This window comes from Paenibacillus ihumii, assembly GCF_001403875.1.
GTDB classification, from domain to species: Bacteria; Bacillota; Bacilli; order Paenibacillales; family Paenibacillaceae; genus Fontibacillus; species Fontibacillus ihumii.
Genome location: NZ_LN884299.1, coordinates 199147 through 222796, shown reverse-complemented (window position 1 = coordinate 222796; position 23650 = coordinate 199147). Strand labels below are relative to the sequence as shown.

Below are 23650 nucleotides of genomic sequence, written 5' to 3'. Positions count from 1 at the left end.
CTTCTTGAGACCTTTGGATTGGTCGATCTCTCAGCATGAAGGGCTGTCCCTATGACAACGCTGTTGCAAAAGCCACGTACAAAATCATGAAAACGGAGTTCGTCCACCAGATGAGCTTTCAAAGCATGCATCATCTGGAATTGGAACAAACGATACGTCAACTACTTCAACAAGCATCGGATTTACGGAACACTGGGATACATGACGCCCGTTCAGTATCGTAAGGAAGCCCTTAAAAAAGCTGTCTGATTTACTGTTAACAATCCACACGTTACTTATAGTTTACAAGTTACTTTGACTCCAATACCTGTCCAAGTGTTCTGCATCTCAGGAACTCCACCAGCTTCTTTACAATCCATTGCTAGCTTATCTGCAAACTCTTGGTTCTGAATATGTGCTTTATTCACAAAAATCGTAACAATTATAACTGTACCAATAAAGACGATTCCCCAGAATGTAAGCATTATTCTATTCATTTATGTACTCCTTTCATGTTATTTGAATTTTTTCTACGGGTTTATATGAAGAAAATGACTATAGAAAAGGAAGAACTGATCTAGCAGGGGAGTTGTAAAATAAGTTAAAGTCTCCTTACACCATCTATAAATTGTAAAAATTATCGATAAATATCGAATAATAATCTTTTCGAATGAAAACAAACAGCCAAATAATCTTGCAACAGTCACCTAAATCTAGCGGCCCTTCTGTTATTTTATCCCATTTTAATGCATCTCCTTAAAAAACTCAAAGGATACCGAAGCTCTTTTCAACCTCTATTGCTTTACCGATTATCGCAAAGCGTTTATTCCCTCGCTGTTCATCATTCTCTAAAATATTTTACGGACGAACTGCCGTTGTTTTCAATTTCATTTCATATGCTTAGGATCAACCATAGGAACCATGATCGCAGGCCTGTAAGCTAGTTGCCTTAACTGTCGTTATAGAATAATTCTGGCCGACCTCGATCGTCTCCACCGGCCGTGTCGTAGCGAATAGGCCTGTGGAGAAAGTCACCTATATCCCTGGCAATATTGTTTAACTCTAGAAACAACTCATGGTCACAGAACGTATAAAAACACAGGAAGTTTTCGCCTTTTTAAATAAATTTAGGGAGGTTTTTTCTTGTCTGATGTTATTAAAAATTTCTCACTGGCGCACATGAATAGTTATGGAAAGGTTAGGGGATTAAAAAGTAGAGTAGTCTTGTCACTCCTTGTATTCATGTGTGGATGGATTTGGTCGTCCCATGCTTTTGCTGCCAACAATTCTGAAGAGTTTCAAACTCCCGTAGAAATGGTTGTCAATGGGGAATTCATTTTAACGGATGTCTCGCCTGTTTTCGACCAGAATTATTTGTTGGTTCCCCTTCGTTTCATTTCGGAAGCTTTTGACTACAAGGTGGAGTATGAAACGATTCGCAAGATGGTTTTTTATCAATTCGCCAGAGTATGAGTTTGATCCATCACTAATCGAGTAGGAGAATTTGCAGGCCGCACGTAAAGCAGCTATTGCCCTGCCGATCAGGTCTGATTTTAAAGTATTGGGCTTTCCAACAAGGCCTAATCATGGGTATGTTTTTATATCAGGAAGAGCAGATATGTATCAATTCGATGATCGGAATACTACTTCATTCGTAGAAATTAAAAATGGAGAGGCTAGGCTTATTGCACAATTTTTATCCGGGGCGCGTTCGGATTTTTTATATAAGGCAGGTAACATTGAATTTTATGGAGAGCCCTTAATGCAGCAGTATTATGGTCCTCCCTTTGGCAACCCGGTATCTTTTGTTGCACTGGGAGATGGAACATCAATAACGGGCTATTATGAAGGAGAGGAATCTCCGGGCTTTATAACCCCCCTTTCTCTTTATTCCGATATCATTCAGGAGATTCCAGGGAATCGGTGATCTACCGCTAATTCAACTATTAATATGGTTAGTAAATTAAGGAGCAATAGCTGAATCGGGCACATCTCACGCACTTGCCTTAGCGCTCATATTAATAGTTCGACTGATATAAATGGATTTATCTATTTAGCCCCCTAATCCAATTGGACACTCTAATCCACCTCAGATACACTAAAATGAGTGAGGAGTTAGAATCCATGAAAAGACGATTTAGGTGCCCCAATGAAACGAAGAAGGAGCTTGTGGTAGAGGTGCTCTCGGGTTATCGGACGGAGATAGTAGCCCGGAAGCATGGAATGTCTCCTAGAACGTTAAGCCAGTGGGTTCGCCAGTATCAAGATGAGGTGGGTGACCTTATGAAAAAGAAGCAAAACGATGCAGAAAAAATGAAGCAGGATGCAGCCAATTTCAAGGAACTAGAGAAGAAATACAACGATGCCATGAAGCTACTAGGCGAAAAAGAGCTCGAGAACAGCATTCTACGAGACCTGGTAAAAAAAAAGTATCCCGATTGGAAGTAGCTATCTATTGGATTCAGCAAGGGTATCCCGTTCAAAAGGTGCTCCTTCTATGTGGAGTCCCACGTTCAAGTTACTACTATCGCCTAAAGCATCCTGAACGCCAGCAGCCAGTCAGCAGCGGTCGGCCTGTTCCAGGCTTCTCCTATGACAAGGATGGAAAAAAGGTAGGAGATGCTCGCATTAAAGGATACCTCAGACGCTTGATTCAAGGCCTTAACGCTGCCTTCGGCTATCGGAAGCTGACGACGTTGTTGCGGCGAAAATACCGGCTAATTATTAACAAAAAGAAGACCTACCGTCTCTGCAAAGAAATGGGGATTCTCCATCCACAGCGAGAGTTGAAAAACCCCGTACCTAAAAAGCTCGCCAATAACCGTATTGTGAGCGGACCAAACCAGCTATGGCAAATGGATATTAAGTATGGTTACGTAGCCGGCAAACGCCGACATTTCTACCTGGCCAGCATCATTGACGTGTTTGACCGGAGCATTGTCGCCCATTACCGTGGAAAGGTCTGCAGCACAGAAGACATTTTGCGTACGATCCAGAAGGCGCTTTTTAAACGTAGAATCCACGAACAAGAACACAAGTTGGTGATCCGGACGGATAATGGGCCGCAGTTCATTAGCAAAGCGTTCCATGCCTTTTGCGAGCAAGCGGGGTTAGAGCATGAAAGGATCCCCAACCAAACGCCAAACAAGAATGCTTTTATTGAGTCGTACCACAGCATTGTAGAGCAAGAATGCTACCAGCGGAATTGTTTTGAAACCTACGAAGAGGCTTTTGCAGTGGTCGACCGATTTATTCGATACTACAACACAGAACGCATCCACGGCAGTCTCTACGATTGGCCGCCCAAGGAATACTTGCGTTTAGTCACCGCGGGCTTGATTAACCCAAAGAAAATTGCGCTATAATGTGATTTCCTAAGTATGATGTGGAAAGTGTCCAAACTTAGGGGGTTGAACCGTTATAGTAGTTAGTTTTTATGACCAAGGAGGGGAAGTAGATTTAAATGTATTTCATGTCGTTAGAAAATGGGAACTGCCCATCATAGGCTGGATTCTTAATTTTAGGTACGTAAAATCCATCTAATCTCTTGGAGCTTTCGTTTAGAGCATAATTAGATACAGGTATTCCATTTAGTATCCGACAGCTTATAAAAAAGAGGGCCAAAGCCCTCCAAAATCCCCTCTTATTCACTCCGTCGCCGCAGATCGCGTTACCAGCAGGTCCTGGCCCGCATTCCCATCGTTCTCTCTATCCTTAACAGGCGAGCCGCCTGTCGTTTTCATTCTCCATTTCATATGCTCCGGATAACCATAAGTTCCATGCTCGCTCAGGTCGAGGCCCATCACCTCTTCTTCTTTGGTTACGCGCAGCCCCATCAGCTTCTTCATGGCCCACAGAATGGAGAAGGAGAGGATGAAGACGAACGCAAATGTGCCGACGACGCCGAGAATTTGTACGCCCAATTGTCCCAAGCCGCCGCCGTAGAACAGACCGGGCTGACCTATTCCTGTGATTCCTGCTAGCTCCGGAGTGGCGAACAGCCCTGTAGAGATAGCTCCCCATACTCCGGCAATACCGTGTACTGAGGCCGCAGCGATCGGATCGTCAATGCCTGCCCGTTCAATCCATCTTCCTGTAAAAAAGGTAATGATCCCCGCTACCGCACCAATTAGGATGGAGGCCCAGGTATCGACGAATGCACAAGCCCCTGTAATGGCAACTAGCGCGCCTAATATACCGTTTAACATGCTTGGAATATCCGACTTGCCGCGAACGACCCACGAAATGAGCAGGGCGGCGATCCCGCCAGCGGCAGCAGCCAGGTTTGTCGTCACAAGCACGTACCCGAAAAAACCACCGTTTAGCGGAGTTAAAGCACTGCCCGGATTAAAGCCAAACCAGCCGATCCACAAAATGATGACTCCCAGCACGGTAATGACTTGGTTGTGTCCTGGAATACTGTTCGGCTTTCCGTCTTTGTCGTATTTGCGCAGGCGAGGCTTGAGCAGGATCGTTGCGGCCAGAGCAGCGGTTGCCCCCGTCAAATGAACCACGGTAGATCCGGCATAGTCCTGCATCCCGAGGCTGCCCAGCCAGCCGCCGCCCCAAACCCAGTGGGTGACGATCGGATAAATAATTACCGTAAAGATCGCCCCGAACACGATATATACGCTGAGCTTCGCCCGTTCGGCCATCCCTCCACAGGCGATAGCCAGCGAAACCGCCGCAAAAGCCATTTGGAACAAAAACATCAGGTCGAGCGGGACGCCGATATCCGCCAGCACGCTAAACGAACCGATATCTCCTTCTCCGCCGAATAGAAAACCCGTTGTCCCCAAGAAGCTGTTTCCATCGCCAAAGGCGAAGCCAAACCCCAAAGCCCACCATGAGAGGATAGCTACGCCCAGCGTAAGCATCGTCTTTCCGGCAACATGACCGGCATTCTTCATTCTGACGTTACCGGCTTCCAGCAAAGCAAACCCGGCTTGCATAAAAAAGACCAGCATTGCAGCCAGAAATACGAATAACGAGTTAAATCCAATCTCCATCATGTTTCCCCACTCCTCTAATGTCATATTAGTTAACATGTTTCAAATGTTAATGAAATTATAAATGGAGAGAGTCCTGGGTTTACATGCACTTTTTAGTATTGAATTTATAGGATTTGAACACGATATGCTCTGTTTTGGAATAAATTTGTTTACTTATTCAGAAATATTATTGGTTTGATAAAATGTTGTTCTCCGTAGGAATTCGGAAACCTTTCATGAGAAGGAGATAGTGCAAGGGGAAAAGGAAGGGGATCTGAACTCAGGTGAATGTAAAAGGAAGAGGACAAGGAGATGGTGCTGCCCATCTTCCTTGTCCCCTTTTTCATACCATATCTCCAACCCTAAAAGGGCTTCATATTTAAGGTGTCAATTTTTTCGTCAGAGATATCGACGCCCATCCGCTGCGTAATTTCGCGGTAATGGCCCGCGCGGCGCAGCACCGGACTGCCCTCGGTCTCGCCTAGATTGGCTTCAAGGCCATTCAAAACTATGATCGTTACCCCGAATCCAGGCTTCTCAAGGCCCTTTAACTTTTCTTCAGCATTTGGCTTCCATCTTCCGACCATAACGTCATGAGCGGAAGGCTTAGGATTCTGCGGGGTCATCCAGAACAAGATTGCAGTCATATAGCCAAGCTTCCCGTCTTCCGCTACTTGTTCGGGGTGATCTAGGAGAACGCTTTTGTCCCCGTAAATGATAGAACTGAACAGCCCATAGTTGAAATTCCAGCTAAGCATGATGGGTCCTCTCCCATAATAGCGCTTTTTCGGTGTTCCCGGGAACAAGGCGGCATTGTCGGGGTCAACGAACGCATCCATGTTTGCGCCGGTTCGGCCAGCAATGTTCTCATTCCAGAACAGTCCCCAGCGCAGCTCTCCTCCTGGGGCGCCGGTCCACCCGCCGCCGGTTTCATGAGACAGGTTGGCGAGGAAAGCTGCAAGCTCGCGCTTGCGGTCTTTCTTGAATCCTTCCTTCAAAAAAGCACCGAAATCAATGATCACGGTTTCGATGGGCTTGCGGCTGTTCTCATCCGAATTAAAATCGGCGGATCGGAGAACGAGCGTTTCTACCTTGGCTTCTTTATCTAGCCTATGTATCTCTTGAGAAGCTGTACCCACCCGGGTGCCGATTTTTATTTTCAAGTTTGAAACTTCAGTCACGGCATCCATCAGATGATCGTAGGAAAAATAATCACTTTGGTCCGCTTTGTAATACTCTTTGCCTTGAGCGACCTTAAACCATTCCTCAGAGCCGAGACGGTAAGGGAATAGTTCCTCGAAATCTTTTTCCGGGAGAAGTGCCTTTACGGCCTCCCTCGCTTTTTCGGGCAAGTAATCCGGGTCGACATCATCCCATTCCCGAACGAGATCCTGGCGGCTCAAGAGGCGATGCTCGCCGACGGCAAGAGGGCTTCCTGTAAACTTGGGATAGGCAGCAGCATGGGACTGTGAGTGTGAACCAGTATGAGAGGTAAAACCAGTGCGGGTATTTTGTACCGTTGTTTCTGCAGCGAAAACAGAGAGGGGGGCGGCAAGGAGGGCGGCACCTAGGGTGAGACAGAGGCTGTGCCGCAACCATTTGAAGGACAGAGGGAACTTAGTCATGGGCATAGACATTCTCCTTTTATGAATTTTTATGACAACGCTTACATCGTAGCAACTTGCCTTTTTTTTTGTATATAGGAAGGGATGCCCACCCCCTGCCAAAAGCAAGATACACAATGTTCCTAGAATAAGGGGGTAATAGGACTATTAGCGGGGAGAGGATTGTTGAAGGCTAGAAAAGAAAGTCGAAGCTTGAAATTTGTTCACTTTGATCTGTGCGCCGAAGCCTAGGCGGTGGAGCGATCAGATGGGAAAAAAGTTAGATTTATTTTTCCGTAGGGTAATCGATAAATACATGGGGAACGGAAAGAGCGTCCCTTTTGTTTGTGCTTGAGGGAGGGGGAGCCTATGCCTTCTTTAGATGTGGAATTATATTTTTACAGGAGCTTAATATATATATTCACATCGGTTGCCTGAGTTTTTTTGCTTGCCATTTTTGTTGTGATACACTAAGTACAAAGGGAATAAAGCGCGAGCAGAATAGGAAAAATGCAGGGGTTCGCATCATGATAAAAGGTGGTACGGAGGATGGCATTCGTAACGATCAGAAATGAATATAAGCGCTATCAAATGGGCGAGACGACGATCGTCGCCAATGACGGGATCACTTTTGAGATCGAGAAGGGTGAGTTCGCTATAATCGTGGGGCCAAGCGGGGCAGGGAAATCCACGGTGCTCAATATCCTCGGCGGGATGGATACGGCGGATGAAGGCGAGGTGCTCGTCGATGGAAAGGACATTGCCAAGTACACCAGCAAGGAGCTGACGGGCTATCGCCGTCATGATGTCGGGTTTGTGTTCCAGTTCTATAATTTAGTGCCGAATTTGACGGCTAAGGAAAATGTAGAGCTGGCGTCGCAAATATCGCCCCGGGCGCTCGATGCCGAGCAGGTGCTGCGGGATGTGGGGCTGGGCGAACGCCTGAACAATTTTCCGGCCCAGCTCTCCGGCGGGGAGCAGCAGCGGGTGGCGATCGCCCGTGCGCTGGCCAAGCAGCCGAAGCTGCTGTTGTGCGACGAGCCTACAGGAGCTCTGGACTACAACACCGGGCGCCAGGTGCTGAAGCTGCTGCAGGATACCTGCCGCAGTACGGGAACGACCGTAATCGTCATTACCCACAATTCGGCGATTGCGCCGATGGCCGACCGGGTAATTGAGATTAACAATGCCAAGGTTCGCCGCGTCACGTTGAATCCGAATCCGGTATCGGTGGATGAGATCGAGTGGTAAGGGGTAAATGACATTGAGAAAAAAAGCGTTATGGCGTGATATTTTTCGCGAAATCTGGCAGACGAAGGCGAGATTTTTATCGATTTTTGCCATTATCATGTTGGGGGTCGGCTTTTTTGCGGGCATTAAGGCCACCGGGCCGGATATGCTGGATACGGCCGACCATTATTTCAAAAGGCTGCGGCTGATGGATCTTAAAGTCCAGTCAACCTACGGATTGACGGAGGAAGATCTTGAAATTCTGCGGAACCAGCCTGGAGTAAGCGTCGTCCAGCCGGGATATAGCGGGGATGTATTTCTCGGGGACAGCGGACTGATTGCCAAAGTATTCTCTAATTCCAAAGACCATGCATTGAACGGCTATGAGGTCGTTGCCGGGCGGCTGCCGGAGGCGCCGGGGGAAATTGCTATCGACGCCCATCACAGCATAATGAAGGCGTTCGGGCTGGGAGACACGGTCACATTCACCAATCCGAACCCGGATGTCAGCCTGGAGGATTCGTTCCACCGCACCAGTTATACGGTCGTCGGCCTGGTGAAGAGTCCGCAGTATATCGAGAAGGGCGGCCGCGGCACCAGCCGGATCGGCAAAGGGACGGCGGATGCTTTTGTCGTTATTCCGGAGGAGGACTTCAGCCTAGAGGTATTTACCGAAGCTTACATCGGCTTGAAGGACACCTCGGGAATGACAGCCTATACGCCGGAATACGATGAGCGGGTGGAGCAGCTCAAAGCCGCTCTGGAGCAGGCGTTAGCCGCCCGCCCGGAGCTGCGCCTCGAGGAGGTGCGCGCCGAGGGCCAGGCGAAGCTCGATGACGCCGAGCGCCAAATCGAGGAAGGCAAGGCCAAGCTGGCCGATGCCGAGACGAAGCTCGCGGATGCGAAAGCGAAGCTGGACGAGGGGCGCAGGAGCTACGAGGAGGGCGCGGCCAAGCTGGAGCGCGAGCTGGCGAAGGGGCAGGCCGAGCTCGACAAGGCGGCGAAGGAGCTGGCCGCCGGCAAGGGCGAGCTGGCGAAGAACCGCGCCGAGCTGAGCGAGGGCGAGGCCCAGCTCAAGGCCGGCCAGGCGAAGCTGGGGAAGACCTGTCTCTTATACACATCTAGAGGTGTATAAGAGACAGGGGCGAAGCTGGCCGAGAGCCGGCAGGAGGGCGAAGCCCAGCTGGCGAAGGCGAAGCGCGAACTGGAGAAAGGCCAGGCCGAATACGATAAGGGGCTGGCCGAATATGAGACGGAGAAGGCCAAGGCGGAGCGGGACATCGCGGATGCCGAGAGAAAGCTGGCCGACGGGCAGAAGCAGATTGATGAGCTGAAGCTGCCGAAGTATTACGTGCTGGATCGCAGCAGCAATCCGGGCTATGCGGAATACAGCGACAATGCGGACCGGTTAAATGCGATCGCGACTGCTTTTCCGGTGTTCTTTTTCCTGATTGCCGCATTGGTCAGCCTGACGACGATGACCCGGATGGTGGAGGAGCAGCGTCTGCAGATCGGGACGCTCAAAGCGCTCGGCTACCGGAATACCGATATTATGGCGAAATTTCTCGTGTACGGTACGCTGGCCAGCCTTGCAGCCTCGGCTGCCGGGCTGGCGATCGGGTTTACGCTGTTCCCGACGATTATCTATAATGCCTACGGGGCTTTGTATAATTTGCCGGATTTGCGGATCAGCTTCTATCCTAGCTACAGTCTGCAATCCGTGATTGTGGCCTTGCTCTGTACGACGATGACGGCGGTGATCGCTACCCGGGTGGAGCTCCGCAGCCATGCATCCGTGCTGATGCGTCCGAAGGCGCCGAAGAGCGGGCAGCGGATTCTGCTGGAGCGGCTGACGTTTGTTTGGCGGAAGCTCGGCTTTATCGGCAAGGTGACGGCGCGGAACCTGTTCCGCTACAAGCAGCGGATGTTCATGACCGTCTTCGGGGTGGCCGGCTGTACGGCGCTTATTCTGGCGGGCTTCGGCATGAAGGACTCCATCGGGGATGTCGCCGCATTGCAGTATAGCGAGATTATGAAGTACGACGCGATGATCGCTTTTAAAGAGGATAGCGCGGACGCTGTGCAGGAGAAGGAGGAATATGAAGCCCTCCTGGCAGCGACGCCTGAAATTGTTGGAACGCGGAATGTGGCCCAGGATACGATGACCGCTGCGGCTGAAGGGGTCAATAACCAGGACGTAACCGTGTTCGTTCCCGAGCTGACGGAGGATTTTGACCGCTTCGTCGTGCTCAAGGATCGGAGAACGGGAGAGCCGGAGGAACTGAACGACGAAGGTGCCATCGTGACGGAGAAGCTGGCGAAGCTCTACGGCCTGCAGCCGGGTGATGCTTTGACGCTGCAGAACAAGGAGAATGAGCCCTTCGAGGTCCAGGTGGCCGGAATCACGGAGAACTATGCGATGCACTTCGTTTATATGACTCCGTCGTATTATGAAGGAGTTTTTGGCAAAGATCCGGAATATAACACACAGCTGGTTTTGTCGAACGATACGAGCCAGGCTTGGGAGGACCGTTTCGGGGAGGAGCTGACGGCTCTGGATCGCGTAGCTCTTGTGAAGTTCTCGAGCAGCGTGGGGGAAGCTTTTACGGACACGCTCCAAAGCATGGATGTCGTCGTGGTTGTGCTCATTATTTCCGCAGCGGCCCTGGCTTTTGTCGTGCTGTATAATTTGACGAACATCAACGTGTCCGAGCGGGTGCGCGAACTGTCGACCATTAAGGTGCTCGGCTTTTACGACAAGGAAGTAACGATGTATATTTACCGCGAGAATCTGATCCTCAGCTTCCTCGGCATTGTGGTCGGAAACTTTCTTGGCATTTGGCTTCACAGCTTTGTGCTTCGGACGGCGGAGATCGATATTATGATGTTCAGTCCTGTGATCAAATGGCTGAGCTACGGGTATGCTTCGGTTCTGACCTTGCTGTTCTCGGGCATCGTCATGCTGTTCATGCATTACAAGCTGAAGCATATCGATATGATCGAGGCTTTGAAGTCAGTCGAATAGACGTCTTAAACGGTGTAATCAACGTAATCAACGTAACGGCGCGCTTAACCAACTTAGCTAACATAACCAACTTAGCTCATAACCAACGTCCCAACGTAACCAACGTAACTAGCGCAACCGATATAAACGATATACCAGCAATTAGCGTAACCAACGTAACTGATATAAACGATATAAACATAAACGATGAGAACCTCGTAAATTAGTGCTTAAATAAACGACAGACTGACAAATTGGGCGAGCGCAGCAGGAATGACAAGCTAGAGTAAGAAGCCAGGCGGGATGGATCCGGAGGTAAGGCAGATGGCTACAATTTTATCCTTTATTAAAAAATACCGGGTTGCCGCCATGTCGGCAATTTGCATGATGTTGATCGAGCTGTTCGTGGAGCTGATCCAGCCCCTGCTCATCTCCCGCATTATCGATGACGGGATCAGCAAGCAGGATCTGTCCGTCGTCTGGCTGTGGGGAGGCGTGCTCGTCGTGAGCGCGCTCCTTGCATTTGCGGCGGGATTGGCCAGCTCCTTCTTTGCGTCCCATGCCAGCCAGGGGTTTGGATATGATCTGCGCGACAAGCTGTATGACCAGGTTCAGTCCTTTACGTATGCGGTGTTCAGCCGATTCTCGACATCGTCGCTCATTACGCGATTGACCGGGGATATTACGCAGCTGCAGGAAATGGTGTTCATGAGTCTGCGCTTTGCGACGCGCGTCCCGCTGGTCGTAACGGGGAGCGTCATTATGGCTCTGGTCGTCAATGTGAAGCTGGGCCTGCTGCTGACGGTAACAGCGCCAGTGCTGGCGGTCTTCATTATGTGGATGATGAAAAAAACATCCCTTCTCTTTCGAACCGTACAGCAGCGAATGGATACGGTGAACGGGGTCATTCAGGAGAATCTGACCGGCATGCGGCTGATCCGCGTGTTCGTTCGCGTCGGTCATGAAATGAAGCGGTTCGAGCAGCGGAGCCGCGAGCTGATGCAGGGCACCGTCTCCGCCCTGCGGCTGACGGAGACGACGATGCCGCTCATGCTGCTGATGATGAACGGCGGCATTATCGCGATCCTGTGGTTCGGCCGTTTGGATATTGCATCAGGACAAGCCACGACGGGGGAAGTGGTCGCGGTGCTGAACTACTCGCTGCGAACGATTGGCGCGCTGTCCGCACTATCCTGGATCATCAGCTCTTATTCGCGGGCGGCTGCTTCCGGCCAGCGGGTGGTCGAGGTGCTCCGCACGGAGAAGGAAGAAGGTGCGGCGGGAACCGAAGCTGTGATAGTGGACAAGGCTGGAAATGCCAGTGAAGTCCGTGAAGTCCATGAAGTCCATGAAGCCCATGAAGCGCGTGATGCCCGTCAAATCCGTGAAGCCCATGAAGTTCGTGAAGCTCGTGGGGTACAGAGTCCCGCCCAGCAGGCTGATGCGGCTGATCAGACTCCCCTTCCGATCCAGGGTGGGGTGCAGTTTGACGGGGTGAGCTTTAGCTACCCGGCCAGCGATATTCGGGTGCTGCAGGAGATCTCTTTTGAGGTCAAGCCAAAACAGCGGGTAGCGATTATGGGAGCGACTGGATCGGGTAAGTCCTCGCTCGTTCAGCTCATTCCCCGATTGCATGAAGCAACAGGCGGAATCATTCGCATCGATGGCCGCGATATCCGTCATATCGAGCCGGAACGGCTGCGCGGGGCGATCGGTTATGTTCCGCAGGAGGTCATGCTGTTCTCGGGCTCGGTACGGGATAATATCGCCTGGGGGCGCGAGGATGCGGGCATGGAGCAAATCGTGAAGGCGGCCAAGCAGGCGCAGATTCACGAGACGATCAAGCGGCTGCCCCATGGCTACGACACGATGCTCGGGCAGCGCGGCGTGAACTTGTCCGGGGGCCAGAAGCAGCGGCTGTCGATCGCCCGGGCGCTCGTGCGGAGGCCGGCAATCCTCATTCTGGACGACAGCACGAGCGCGCTGGATGTCCGGACGGAGGCCGCTTTGCTGGAGGAGCTGACACAGTTATCCTGCACTACTTTTCTAATTACGCAAAAAATCAGCTCCACCACGTCGGCCGACCTCATTCTCCTGCTCGACGAAGGGCGTCTCATTGCCCAGGGCAGCCATGAGGAATTAATGGCAGAATCTACGTTGTATCGGCGGATTTACGAGTCTCAGTATGGGGAGGAGGCGCAGCATGTTCAAAACCTTCGTTGAACCGTTCCGGCATCCTTATCCGAAGCTGGATCTTAATAGCTCAGGCTCCGCCTCCGGGCGGAAGCCGAAGGTCAAGGCCAAGAACTGGTCGGGCACGCTGGGCCGTATTTGGCAGTATTTGGCCAAACGCAAGGCGAAGCTGACGCTCGTCCTGCTAATGGTCGTGGCCAGCTCGGGGCTATCGCTGCTGGGACCGTATTTGATCGGCGTTGCTGTGGATGATTTCCTCGCAGGGGGCGGGGGAGCGCCGTGGGTGTTATTTTTAACAGGATTAGGTGTGGTGTATATAGGCTACTCGCTCAGCTCCTGGCTGCAAAATATTTGGATGATCGAGATCGCCCAGGAGACGGTGTACCGCATGCGGATCGATCTGTTCCGCCAGCTTCACCGGCTGCCCATTCCGTTCTTCGGAACCAGGCAGCAGGGCGAGATTATGAGCCGGTTGACGAACGATATCGACAATGTCAGCTCGACGCTGAACAGCTCGGCGATTCAGATTTTCTCCAGTGTGCTGACGCTGATCGGGACGCTGGCGGTCATGCTGTACCTCAGCCCGCTGCTGACGCTGCTGACGTTCATGATCGTGCCGCTGATGATGCTCGGGATGCGCTGGATTACCCGGCGGACGGGCCCGCTCTATAAGGAGCGCCAGAAGAATCTGGGCGAGCTGAACGGTTATATCGAGGAGACGCTGTCCGGCCAGCGGATCATCAAGGCTTTCTCGCAGGAGGAGCGGGTGATGCGTGAATTCAGGGAGCGGAACGATGCGATCCGGCAGTCGGGATTCTGGGCGCAGACGATTTCGGGCTTCATACCGAAGCTGATGAACGCGCTGAATAACCTGGGTTTTGCGCTGGTCGCCGGGGTGGGCGGGATTCTGGCGATCCGCGGCGCGATTACAGTAGGTGTGATCATCGTCTTCGTGGAATATTCGCGGCAGTTTACCCGGCCGCTGAATGATTTGGCGAACCAGTGGAACACGCTGCTGTCGGCGATTGCCGGGGCGGAGCGGGTGTTCGAGGTGATGGACGAAGAGGTCGAGGAGAGGGACGAGGGAGCAGCGGTCACGCTGCAGCAGGTGGAGGGCGCTGTCCGGTTCTCGGACGTATCGTTCTCCTATGAAGAGGGCGGCGATACGCTGGAGGGGATCAGCTTTGAGGCGAAGCCGGGGGAGATGATCGCCTTGGTGGGCCCTACGGGAGCGGGAAAAACGACGCTGATCCAGCTGCTGTCCCGTTTTTACAATCCCTCTAAAGGGACGATTACGGTGGATGGTCGGGATATTACGACGATTCGGCGGGAGAGCCTGCGCTCGCATATGGCGTTCGTGCTGCAGGATTCCTTCTTGTTTAAAGGGACGATCCGGGAAAATATCCGCTTCGGGCGGCTCGATGCGACCGATGAGGAGGTAGAGGAGGCGTCGCGCCTGGCGAATGCGCATTCCTTCATTATGCGTCTGCAGGATGGCTACGATAAAATGCTCGATGCCGACGGCAGCGGCATCAGTCAGGGGCAGCGGCAGCTGCTGGCAATCGCACGGGCGATCCTTGCCAATCCGTCGATTCTCGTGCTGGACGAAGCGACCAGCAGCATAGACACGGTGACCGAGCTCAAGATCCAAGAGGGCCTGCAGCGGCTGATGAAGGGCAGAACAAGCTTCGTCATCGCGCACCGGCTTAATACGATCCGTCAGGCGGATAAAATCCTCGTGCTGAAGGAGGGCCGCCTGATTGAGCAGGGCTCGCATGAGGAGCTGCTGCGGCAGGAGGGCTTCTACAGCGGGCTGTATCACGGGACTTTGCAGGGAGAGGATGTGTAGCTCATGAGCGGCTTAACGAAAATGGATGCTTATTTGCGGAGCATCGCGCTGCGGCGGGAGGAGGTGCCGTCCTTCCGGGAGTACCCCTTTCATCTGCCGGCGGTCGCTGATCTGGAGCAGCTCGATTTTCATCCTAGGGTGACCTATATCGTCGGCGAGAACGGCATGGGCAAATCGACGCTGCTGGAGGCGATCGCGGTCGCCCTTGGCTTCAACCCGGAGGGCGGGACGCTGAACTTCAACTTCTCGACCGCCGAGACGCATTCCGAGCTGCATGAATATATTCGTCTGGTGAGAGGCGTGCGCAAGCCGAGGGACGGCTTCTTCTTCCGGGCGGAGAGCTACTATAATCTGGCCACGGAGATCGGCCGGCTGGATGAGGGAGAAGGGGGGCCTTCTGTAGTCGGCTCTTACGGCGGCCGGCCGCTGCACATGATGTCGCACGGCGAATCATTCTTCGCGGCGTTCATGAACCGCTTCGGCGGGAGGGGCCTGTATATTATGGACGAGCCGGAGGCCGCCTTGTCCCCGTACCGCCAAATGGCGATGCTGTCGCGGATTCATGAGCTCGTGAACGAATATTCGCAGTTGATTATTTCGACGCATTCGCCGATTATCATGGCCTACCCAGACAGCGTGATCTACCAGCTGACCCCGGAGGGGATTCACGAGACGACGCTGGAGGAGACGGATCATTTCATCATTATGAAGGAATTTATGAATGGCCGGGAACGTATGCTGAGGGAACTGCTGGAGTGAGGAACTGAGACGGCTCTTTCTTCCAGCGGCATCTTATTTAATTCAATACATAAAAAGTTTATGGGGTGAGTAGTCGATGATTTTGTGGATGGTGAGGAAATACGGTATCTGCCCGGTGCAGCTGCAATGTAACGGATAACCGTTTGTACCGGGCTAAAGGGCTTATTATTGTTATCCGGCAGCTGCATCTCTCTGTGGTTTAGGCTAGATTGAAGTATTAAATTCCTAGTGAAATTTATGAGAGAGGGATGCCAAATGGATCGTGAGAGATTAAGAGAGGTATGGAAAAAGGAAGAAGTGAGGGGCTTTCAGGGCTGGGATTTCTCGTCTTTGGCCGGGCGAACCGCGGAGGATGAGCTGCCCTGGGACTACAGGGCGGCAGTGCTTGCCCAGATGAGCGAAGAGCGCGTGATGCTTGATATGGGGACCGGGGGAGGGGAGTTTCTCCGGTCGCTCCAGCCTCCAAGAGGGAGGACGTATGCGACGGAGGCCTATCCGCCGAATTACGAGCTCTGTCGGGCTGTTTTGCCCGATTACGGCATTGAGGTCAGACAGGTGTTCGATGATGCGAGCCTGCCTTTTGACGATGGTTTCTTCGATTTAGTGATCAATCGTCATGAAGCCTATTCAGTTCAGGAGCTAGTTAGAGTCATGAAGCCGGGCGGCTGGTTCATTACCCAGCAGGTAGGCGGCCAGAACAATCGTGATCTGTCCCGTTGGCTGGTTGGAGAAGAGGGGATGACCACGGATTCGGGGTTGGGCCTAGAGGAAGCGGTTCGCGAGTTAATGCTGGCTGGATTTACGGTTTTAGAGCGGCAGGAGTGCTTTCCACGTCTCCGGTTTATGGATATCGGGGCGCTGGTGTATTTTGCAAGGGTGATTGAGTGGGAGTTTGCCGGGTTTTCTGTGGACCGGTGCTTTGAGAAGCTGTGTGAGCTGCAGAAGAAGCTGGAGCAGGACGGCTGTGTGGAGAGCCGGGAGCATCGCTTTTTCATCATGGCTCGTAAATCGATATAGATCATATGGATATTTTATAAAGTGGCTATTAACGGGGCTATTACAGCCCCGTTTTTTAAGGAGGCGTGGGTTTATCGTGCGGCATTTTACGATATTTGCTTCAAGGAACGATACCGGAGATGTTCCGGGCTTAATTGCGGAGGTATTTACAGACGGCTACAAAATAGACGGAGGTCCCGGCGAGTATGTAATTCGGCCGCGGAAGTGGTTCAACAACAACAAGATAGTCATTAGGGTAGCCTCTGAGGATACCGATCCGGATTATTTTGCGAACAATGTTCCAGGCATGATGGGATTCTATGATCGCATTCCGTTTGAGGACGAGCAGTTGAAGCGGCTTGTGCTTACGCAGATTTCCGTGATCAACACGATGCTGGCGATCGAGACGGAGAAGGATTACGACGAAGCATATTTGACATTGTTCCAGGGGCTTCTTCGCAGCGTGGATGGCATCGGCTTCTTCCCGGACGGGACGCTGGCCGATCGCGACGGGCGCGTCATTGTGCATCCTGACGGAAGGTCTGGGAATGCCGAGTTCAGCCCCAGGGCTTGCACGCGCAAAATTAGAGGCGAGGAACGAGTCTCAGCCGAGGGCGAGCAGCGGAAGCAATCAACGATCGCTTATTTGCGGGAGAGGAATATCTCCTGGAATGAAGGGCTGCCCCAGCTGCCGCCATTAGCGGATCTGCGCTTTAGGTCCCCGGAGGAAATCGCCCGTAGAGCGGTTGCTCTGCTGCTTGTAATCCAGTATGCCTGTGATGTCCTGCAGGATGAGGATCTGGAGCGATCCGGGCAGTTCGTGATTGGTATGCTGGACAAATATGGGGTAACGGATGCCCTGACGGAAAATGAAGTGGAGCTGCTCCAACAGGAGGAGCCTGAGCATCAGGATGCGGTGAATATCTCCTGGCAATACGAGGCCTATTGGGCGCTGATCTGGGCTTTGGGATTGGTCGAGTCGCTCGATTTTCCAGATCAGGTCTGTGACTGTGATTTTGCAATTCAGGCGGTGTCCAGCTGCGATACCTTCGAGGAGTTCATGAGCAAAACCTCGCTGCGCCGTCCGGAAGAGATTTTAGATGAGGCGGATCGGATCTATCGTCTGCATTGGGCCTGCGTGAACAGCAGAATCAATGGAGAGAGCGCGCCAGCCGGGATGAGCGAGAGCATTGTCATGGAGCGGCGCCGGGCGTTGTTCTGGCTGATTGGCTGCGGAGACGAATCATGGGATCATGTTCGCATGGACACATAGGGTTAGGGAGCTGGCTTGTCATCGCTGTTTGTTGATTGAAGAAAGGTTCTTCGGCGATGAGATCGAGCGGATGACGGAAATATTTGTCTTTGCTAATTGTTGATAGAAGAGGAAAGCTGCAAAAGTGCAGGATTTTTGCTTGCTAAAGTACGGAGCTGTCTTTAATTGATGTATTTTCTACACGGCCCCTTAATTGAACTGGGGTCTATCTCTGCAGTAAATTAAACTTCTGATTTTTGACTGTATGGCCGGAACGCGGAGCTAACCCAGACTGCTCAGGTTGCCTAGGCTGCCGAAATTGATACGGATTTATGACTGTACTGATAGTACCCAGAAGGCCGGGATGTAGACTTATGGCTGGACTGATAGTATCCAGAAGGCCAGGGTACAGACTATGACTGTACTGATAGTACCCATAAGGCCGGGGCACAGACTATGACTGTAATGGCGGTATCCAGATAAACTGGATCAGGTAACTAGATGTATTTCATACAGCTAGTTCATCGGTTTTGGTTGTGATAGAGGGAACCAACTGTAAAACCTACATTTAGTTTTAAGCTATTTCGGCGAATTCGCTCCATTCAGGCAAACTAACTGTATGTTTTGCATTTAGCGTATGTATTTTTTAGAAAAAGAGCTTAACTAGCTGTATAAAATACATTTCGCTTTTCAATGATCAATGATTGGTTACTTGTGCTTCTCGAAGGCGAAGAAAATGTATACGGGTACAAGTTGCTTGCCTAGTGTCTGTGGAGAAACACAATTGCCCAGTGTCTGTGGAATAACACAAATTAGTATTAGGGAAGAGCAAGCCCTATGGTTTGTATAAATCTTCTGCTGTTATCATATCTCGTTGATATGAGAAAATTAACCGCTTTAGGCCATCGAACTCTCCAGAGCTCCCCAGCATACAATTCAATATCACAATTATAAGGGGAGTTGTAATTGGAGATACCTGTGACTGGCTTTATTGTCCATCGGGAGGATGGTTCCGATTCTGAGCACTCGCATAAGCTGTACATTACCTCGTGGAATGGGAGGCCTGTGCATGTGCATCCTTTTTCGGGGAATACCTCCTATGATGTCGGCCATAGCCATTATTATGCGGGCAGAACGGAGCCGGCTCCAAGCGGGGTTCAGCACGTTCATACCTACTATGCGGAGACTTCCTTTAACGCTGGTCACACCCATAAGATCAGAGGAACGACAGGTCCGGCGATCGCATTGCCCGGGGGCGGACACTACCATTACTTTGAAGGGTACACGACGGTAGACGGAAGCACGCCGCATCGGCATCACTACAGCGGGAATACGGGCAACGAGGAGGCCTGAATGAGCTGAGATAGTGTGGTTGGGAAGAATTCGACCTGACCTGCAAGCAAAAAGCACCCCAGCGAATCTCTATTGGAATTCCCTTGTAGGGGAAGCGCCAATGTTGGTTCGTAGGGTGCTTTATTATTTTACAAATTTATTTTACAAATCGTCGAATCCGTTATCGTCGCCAACCTTGCCGTAGTTGCGGGATTTGGCTTCGAAAAAATCCGTCTTCGTTGCGTTCAGCGCTTCGTCGGAGAATGGCTTGATCCATGGCATGCAGTTTACGTCCACGCCTTGGTATGCTTTCTCGAGTCCCATCAGGCCCAGGCGCTTATTGGCGATGTACTTGATGTAATCGGACAGTTCGTTCAAGTCGATGCCGCGAACTTCCTTGAGCGTATAGTGCGCCCAGTTCGTCTCCAGCTCCACCGCCCGGTCGATCGTGCGGTATACGTAATCGATGTTTTCCTTCGTATTCAGCTCCGGATAATCGAGCAGCAGCTGCTTGAACACCTCAGCGAAGAAGTAGCAGTGCTGATTCTCGTCACGCTGGATGTAGGAAATCATTTGGCTTGTGCCCATCATTTTCTGGTCGCGCGCCAGATTGTAGAAGAAGGCGAACGTGCTGTAGAAGAAAATCCCCTCCAGAATGAGATCCGCTACCAGCGCCTCAAAGAAAGTCTGCGGCGTTTGCTCATTACGGAAGTTCTGGTAGATTTCGGAGATGAACTTGTTCCGGTCCAGCAGAACGGGATCATGTTTCCAATATTCAAAAATCTCTTTTTGCTCCTGCTCCGATACGATTGAGGACAGCACATAGGAGTACGATTGATTATGCACGACCTCCTGCTGAGCAATTATGGCGGAAATCGCTTCTAGCGAAGAGTCGGTAAAATAACGTTTTACGTCTCCCACGAACATAGTCTGCATCGAATCCAGAACCGCCAGCAGCGAAATATTGATCTTGAACGTGCGCTGCTCCTCGGGATCCAGTAGCGGAAATTGCTGCGCATCCTTGCTCATTGGAATCTCGTCCGCAATCCAGTGGTTGAGCAGCAGTACTTTGTACAGCTTGTACATATGCGGCATGCGGATGTCGTTCCAGTTCAGGATACCGGAGCACTCCCCGTTAATGATGCGAGTTGATTTGTTCGGTGCCTCCGTATTAAAAATCGTTTGCAGTTGCAATGATCTCATCTCCTCAAAGATTTGATGTTATATAAAAAGGTATATCATTAGCTCCCAAATTTACGAATAGTCTTTAAGTCTAAGATAAGCCAGCTAGAAATTCCCCGAAGCATCCCCGACAGGTTCTGCACATCCCAAGCGAATCCCCGCAGGGGACAGCGCCGCCTAGCACGAGCCTCACAACGAACCGCCCGTAGCAGCAGTGCACTCGAACCCCTCGAAGGACTAGCTCACAAGCAATTCCCCGAAGCATCCCCGACAGGTTCTGCACGATCCCAAGCGAATCCCGCAGGGGACAGCGCCGCCTAGCACGAGCCTCACAACGAACCGCCGTAGCAGCAGTCCGCTCAAACTCCTCGAAGGACTAGCTCACAAGCAATTCCCCGAAGCATCCCCGACAGGTTCTGCACGATCCCAAGCGAATCCCCGCAGGGGACAGCGCCGCCCAGCACGAAGCCTCACAACGAACCGCCCATAGCAGCAGTCCGCTCCCATGCAGGAGCACCACCGTAGAGCGGGCCCGTCAGGGCGGCAAGCGGCTCAGTTGCACGAACTACCTCGGGTGTGCCGAAAGCAGAAGTCCTCTGCAGCGTGTTTCCAGGTTGCCCGGGTGCGCCTAAAGTAAGACGTACCCGAAGGGGGAAAAGCGTTCCACCCACCAGCCCATAGCGCATTCCCGAAGGGAACAGCGAGCAGGAGCGCCTCTCCAACTCCAACGTTACTCCCCTTTGCGGGAGTCCCGAGGGCAGCGGGCCCTCGGGGGCCCTCCCTTACGACAAGGGAGGGTTTGGGTGGGTTGGGACCCTGGTTGGGATCAATTAACTGGCGCAGCTCTCACATTCTTCAATCGTCAGCGCGCGGCTGCGCACGTAGTAAGTCGATTTCAGGCCAGCCTTCCAGGCATGCAGATGCAGATCCAGGAATTCCGTCGCCTTGATGTCCGGGCGCACGTACAGGTTGAAGCTTTGCGCTTGGTCGACGTGACGCTGGCGCGCTCCGGCCATATCGATCGACCAGTGCTGGTCAATCAGGAAGGCCGTTTTGTAGTACCAGATCGTCTTCTCGGACAGATCCGGCGCCGGGTTGGCGATTTTGTACGTTGTCTTCTCCTCGTAGGAGAGCAGCTCGTACAGCGGATCGATGCTCGCGGTAGAGCCGGCGATGATCGAGGTGGAGCCGTTCGGCGCAATGGCGAACATCCAGGCGTTGCGCACGCCGTTCTTGCTGACTTCCTCCGCCAGCTCGCGCCACTGCTCGGTCGTTACGAACTTGCCTTCACGAGTGCCGTCGGTATAATTCCGGTACGTGAAGTAGTTGCCGTTCTCCCAATCCGAGCCGGCGAACTTCGGATAGCGGCCCTTCTCCATAGCCAGCTCCATGCTGGATTTAATGAGCAGGTAGTTAATCTTTTCATAGAGATCGTCGTTATATTTAACGGCTTCCTCGGACTCCCAGCGGATGCCTTCCAGAGCCAGCAAATGATGCAGCCCGAAGGTGCCGAGTCCGATCGCCCGGTATTGGCTGTTCGTGTATTGTGCCTGCAGCACTTCAATATTGTTGATGTCGATGACGTTGTCGAGCATCCGCGTCTGGATCGGTACGAGACGATCCAATACGCCAGCTGGCACGGCACGGGCAAGGTGGATCGAGTTCAGGTTGCAGACGACGAAATCGCCAGGGATTTTGGAAACGACGATACGGGTTTGCCCGTCCTTCGTTACCAATTCCTCTTGTTCTACAACGGTTGGCGACTGGTTTTGCATGATTTCTGTGCACAGGTTCGAAGAGTAGATCATGCCGTGCGCCCGGTTCGGGTTGGCGCGGTTAACGGTGTCTCTATAGAACATGTACGGCGTGCCTGTCTCCAGCTGTGATTTCATGATCCGTTTCATGATATCGATCGCAGGCATTGTAATTCTCGACAGTGTCGGATGATTGACCGCTTCCTCGTATCTTTGGCGGAACTCGCCGCTGCCTACTTCTTTATCATAGAAATCCTCGAGACCCAGAGGACGGCCGTTCTCGTCCTTCCAGCCCATCGTCTTCTTCACTTCATGCGGGCAGAACAGATTCCATTCGCCGCGAGCCTCGACGGCTTCCATGAACAGGTCCGGGAGGCAGACGCCGTGGAATACGTCATGCGCGCGCATCCGCTCATCGCCGTTGTTCAGCTTCAGGTCAAGGAAAGCAAGGATATCCTTGTGGAACACGTCGAGATATACGGCGATGGCTCCTTTGCGCGTGCCGAGCTGGTCGACGCTGACGGCGGTGTTGTTCAGCTGGCGAATCCATGGGATTACGCCCGAGCTGGTATTTTTGTGGCCGCGGATGTCCGAGCCGCGGGCGCGAACCTTGCCGAGATATACGCCGATGCCGCCGCCCATTTTGCTGAGGCGGGCCACATCTGTATTGGAATCGAAAATGCCTTCCAGCGAGTCATCCACAGTATCGATGAAGCAGCTGGAAAGCTGTCCGGCGACTTTTTTACCGGCATTGGACATCGTTGGCGTCGCAGCGGTCATATAAATGTTGCTCATGGCCCAGTAAGCTTCTTTTACATAATCCATACGCTTGTCCGCGGGCTCCTGATGCATCAGATACATGGCGATAACCATATAGCGCTCCTGAGGCAGCTCCATCGTGCGTCCTTCGAAATCCGTAGCGAGGTAGCGCTCGGCGAGCGTCAGCAGGCCGATATAATCGAACAGCAGGTCGCGGGTCGGGTCGATCAGCTCGCCCAGCTCCTCGATTTGTTCCTTCGTATAGCAATCAAGCAGCTCCTGGCGGTAGATGCCCGCTTTGCACAGCTCGGTGATGAGATGGTAGAACGATCCGTAAGGCTCTTCCGGATATGCTTTGTAACGGCGGTTGACGGCCGCTTTTTTATATAGGGATGTCAGCAGGGCGCGCGCCGCCGCGAATTTCCAGTCTGGCTCCTCCTTGGTGACGAGCTCCAGGGCGGACATCGTGAAGGCGCTGCTGATTTCCTCCCCGGTGACGACGTCGGCTCTCAGCTTGGCCGTAACGCCGCGCAGCAGACGCTCCTTGTTCAGTGTATGTAATCCCTCCAGAATACGGTCGGCGTAAATGCCGAGACGGTCATTGTCGAACGCAAGCTGGCGGTTGTTGGGTTTCGTTACGAATGAAGGCATGTAAATATTCCTCGCTTTCCTGACATGGGATATTCGATCTTCTTCAAAATATTAAATCTTCCAATCTGGCTGAATCTCAGATGTCCAAATCTTAAATTCTTAAATTGCAAGTATC

At 52.2% G+C, this 23650-nt stretch carries 19 protein-coding genes; 14 read left to right on the top strand and 5 right to left on the bottom strand.

Annotation, left to right across the window (positions count from 1 at the left end):
* The first annotated feature begins 129 nt into the window (after positions 1–129).
* Positions 130–249 (top strand): IS3 family transposase, encoded by a 120-nt coding sequence (locus BN2762_RS28325; RefSeq protein ID WP_083485188.1) that lies wholly within the window; start codon positions 130–132, stop codon positions 247–249.
* A 26-nt stretch (positions 250–275) separates the two neighbouring features.
* Here the strand turns inward: BN2762_RS28325 and BN2762_RS08880 are convergent, their stop codons facing one another.
* Complete coding sequence (locus BN2762_RS08880) at positions 276–476, bottom strand: hypothetical protein (protein ID WP_055106667.1); 201 nt, start codon at positions 474–476, stop codon at positions 276–278.
* Positions 477–1122: 646 nt separating this feature from the next.
* On the opposite strand from BN2762_RS08880, the gene BN2762_RS08875 reads away from it, so the two are divergent.
* The 4 genes from BN2762_RS08875 to BN2762_RS08860 all read left to right on the top strand — a co-directional run bounded on the left by BN2762_RS08875 (position 1123) and on the right by BN2762_RS08860 (position 3344).
* Positions 1123–1452 (top strand): stalk domain-containing protein, encoded by a 330-nt coding sequence (locus tag BN2762_RS08875; RefSeq protein ID WP_055106666.1) that lies wholly within the window; start codon positions 1123–1125, stop codon positions 1450–1452.
* Positions 1453–1483: 31 nt separating this feature from the next.
* Positions 1484–1906, top strand: coding sequence for a hypothetical protein (locus BN2762_RS08870; protein WP_148499911.1), 423 nt, complete (start codon positions 1484–1486; stop codon positions 1904–1906).
* Positions 1907–2082: 176 nt separating this feature from the next.
* Positions 2083–2427, top strand: coding sequence for a transposase (locus BN2762_RS08865; RefSeq protein WP_230202464.1), 345 nt, complete (start codon positions 2083–2085; stop codon positions 2425–2427).
* Positions 2334–3344 carry an IS3 family transposase gene (locus BN2762_RS08860; RefSeq protein ID WP_148499853.1) on the top strand — a complete coding sequence of 337 codons (1011 nt, stop codon included), beginning with the start codon at positions 2334–2336 and terminating at the stop codon, positions 3342–3344. Before BN2762_RS08865 ends, BN2762_RS08860 begins: the two co-directional genes overlap by 94 nt.
* A gap of 282 nt (positions 3345–3626) precedes the next feature.
* Here BN2762_RS08860 and BN2762_RS08855 read toward each other — a convergent pair whose 3' ends face one another.
* Together BN2762_RS08855 and BN2762_RS08850 are read right to left on the bottom strand one after the other, a co-directional pair.
* Positions 3627–4991 (bottom strand): ammonium transporter, encoded by a 1365-nt coding sequence (locus BN2762_RS08855; RefSeq protein WP_148499910.1) that lies wholly within the window; start codon positions 4989–4991, stop codon positions 3627–3629.
* Positions 4992–5332: 341 nt separating this feature from the next.
* The gene (locus tag BN2762_RS08850) at positions 5333–6601 is read right to left on the bottom strand and encodes a chitinase (RefSeq protein ID WP_055106662.1); all 1269 of its coding nucleotides are present in this window, start codon (positions 6599–6601) and stop codon (positions 5333–5335) included.
* A gap of 522 nt (positions 6602–7123) precedes the next feature.
* Between BN2762_RS08850 and BN2762_RS08845 the strand changes: the two genes are divergently transcribed.
* The 9 genes from BN2762_RS08845 to BN2762_RS08810 all read left to right on the top strand — a co-directional run bounded on the left by BN2762_RS08845 (position 7124) and on the right by BN2762_RS08810 (position 19210).
* Positions 7124–7825: an ABC transporter ATP-binding protein gene (locus BN2762_RS08845; RefSeq protein WP_055106661.1), complete on the top strand. Its 702-nt coding sequence runs from the start codon at positions 7124–7126 to the stop codon at positions 7823–7825.
* Positions 7826–7838: 13 nt separating this feature from the next.
* The gene (locus BN2762_RS28320; protein WP_392391572.1) at positions 7839–8939 is read left to right on the top strand and encodes an ABC transporter permease; all 1101 of its coding nucleotides are present in this window, start codon (positions 7839–7841) and stop codon (positions 8937–8939) included.
* Between the two features lie 216 nt (positions 8940–9155).
* Positions 9156–10829, top strand: coding sequence for an ABC transporter permease (locus tag BN2762_RS28315; protein ID WP_392391571.1), 1674 nt, complete (start codon positions 9156–9158; stop codon positions 10827–10829).
* 303 nt (positions 10830–11132) lie between these two features.
* Entirely contained in the window at positions 11133–13031 is a 1899-nt protein-coding gene (locus BN2762_RS08835; RefSeq protein WP_055109863.1) for an ABC transporter ATP-binding protein, read from the top strand.
* Positions 13012–14850: an ABC transporter ATP-binding protein gene (locus BN2762_RS08830; protein WP_055106660.1), complete on the top strand. Its 1839-nt coding sequence runs from the start codon at positions 13012–13014 to the stop codon at positions 14848–14850. The genes BN2762_RS08835 and BN2762_RS08830 overlap by 20 nt, the downstream gene beginning before the upstream one ends.
* Positions 14851–14853: 3 nt before the next feature.
* A complete protein-coding gene (locus tag BN2762_RS08825; protein ID WP_055106659.1) occupies positions 14854–15609 on the top strand; it encodes an AAA family ATPase in 756 nt (251 codons plus the stop codon).
* Positions 15610–15864: 255 nt separating this feature from the next.
* Positions 15865–16626, top strand: coding sequence for a class I SAM-dependent methyltransferase (locus tag BN2762_RS08820; RefSeq protein ID WP_055106658.1), 762 nt, complete (start codon positions 15865–15867; stop codon positions 16624–16626).
* Positions 16627–16702: 76 nt separating this feature from the next.
* On the top strand, positions 16703–17878 hold the full coding sequence (locus BN2762_RS08815; protein ID WP_055106657.1) for a DUF4272 domain-containing protein: 1176 nt from the start codon (positions 16703–16705) through the stop codon (positions 17876–17878).
* A gap of 945 nt (positions 17879–18823) precedes the next feature.
* On the top strand, positions 18824–19210 hold the full coding sequence (locus BN2762_RS08810; RefSeq protein WP_055106656.1) for a YmaF family protein: 387 nt from the start codon (positions 18824–18826) through the stop codon (positions 19208–19210).
* 141 nt (positions 19211–19351) lie between these two features.
* Here the strand turns inward: BN2762_RS08810 and BN2762_RS08805 are convergent, their stop codons facing one another.
* Positions 19352–20383 (bottom strand): ribonucleotide-diphosphate reductase subunit beta, encoded by a 1032-nt coding sequence (locus BN2762_RS08805; RefSeq protein WP_055106655.1) that lies wholly within the window; start codon positions 20381–20383, stop codon positions 19352–19354.
* Positions 20384–21201: 818 nt separating this feature from the next.
* On the bottom strand, positions 21202–23535 hold the full coding sequence (locus BN2762_RS08800; protein ID WP_055106654.1) for a ribonucleoside-diphosphate reductase subunit alpha: 2334 nt from the start codon (positions 23533–23535) through the stop codon (positions 21202–21204).
* Positions 23536–23650 lie beyond the last annotated feature (115 nt).

Coding starts and splice junctions, on each gene's coding strand:
- BN2762_RS08880 (WP_055106667.1), bottom strand. CDS start 476: ATGAATAGAATAATGCTTACATTCTGGGGAATCGTCTTTATTGGTACA.
- BN2762_RS08865 (WP_230202464.1), top strand. CDS start 2,083: ATGAGTGAGGAGTTAGAATCCATGAAAAGACGATTTAGGTGCCCCAAT.
- BN2762_RS08855 (WP_148499910.1), bottom strand. CDS start 4,991: ATGATGGAGATTGGATTTAACTCGTTATTCGTATTTCTGGCTGCAATG.
- BN2762_RS08850 (WP_055106662.1), bottom strand. CDS start 6,601: ATGCCCATGACTAAGTTCCCTCTGTCCTTCAAATGGTTGCGGCACAGC.
- BN2762_RS08845 (WP_055106661.1), top strand. CDS start 7,124: ATGGCATTCGTAACGATCAGAAATGAATATAAGCGCTATCAAATGGGC.
- BN2762_RS08835 (WP_055109863.1), top strand. CDS start 11,133: ATGGCTACAATTTTATCCTTTATTAAAAAATACCGGGTTGCCGCCATG.
- BN2762_RS08830 (WP_055106660.1), top strand. CDS start 13,012: ATGTTCAAAACCTTCGTTGAACCGTTCCGGCATCCTTATCCGAAGCTG.
- BN2762_RS08825 (WP_055106659.1), top strand. CDS start 14,854: ATGAGCGGCTTAACGAAAATGGATGCTTATTTGCGGAGCATCGCGCTG.
- BN2762_RS08820 (WP_055106658.1), top strand. CDS start 15,865: ATGGATCGTGAGAGATTAAGAGAGGTATGGAAAAAGGAAGAAGTGAGG.
- BN2762_RS08800 (WP_055106654.1), bottom strand. CDS start 23,535: ATGCCTTCATTCGTAACGAAACCCAACAACCGCCAGCTTGCGTTCGAC.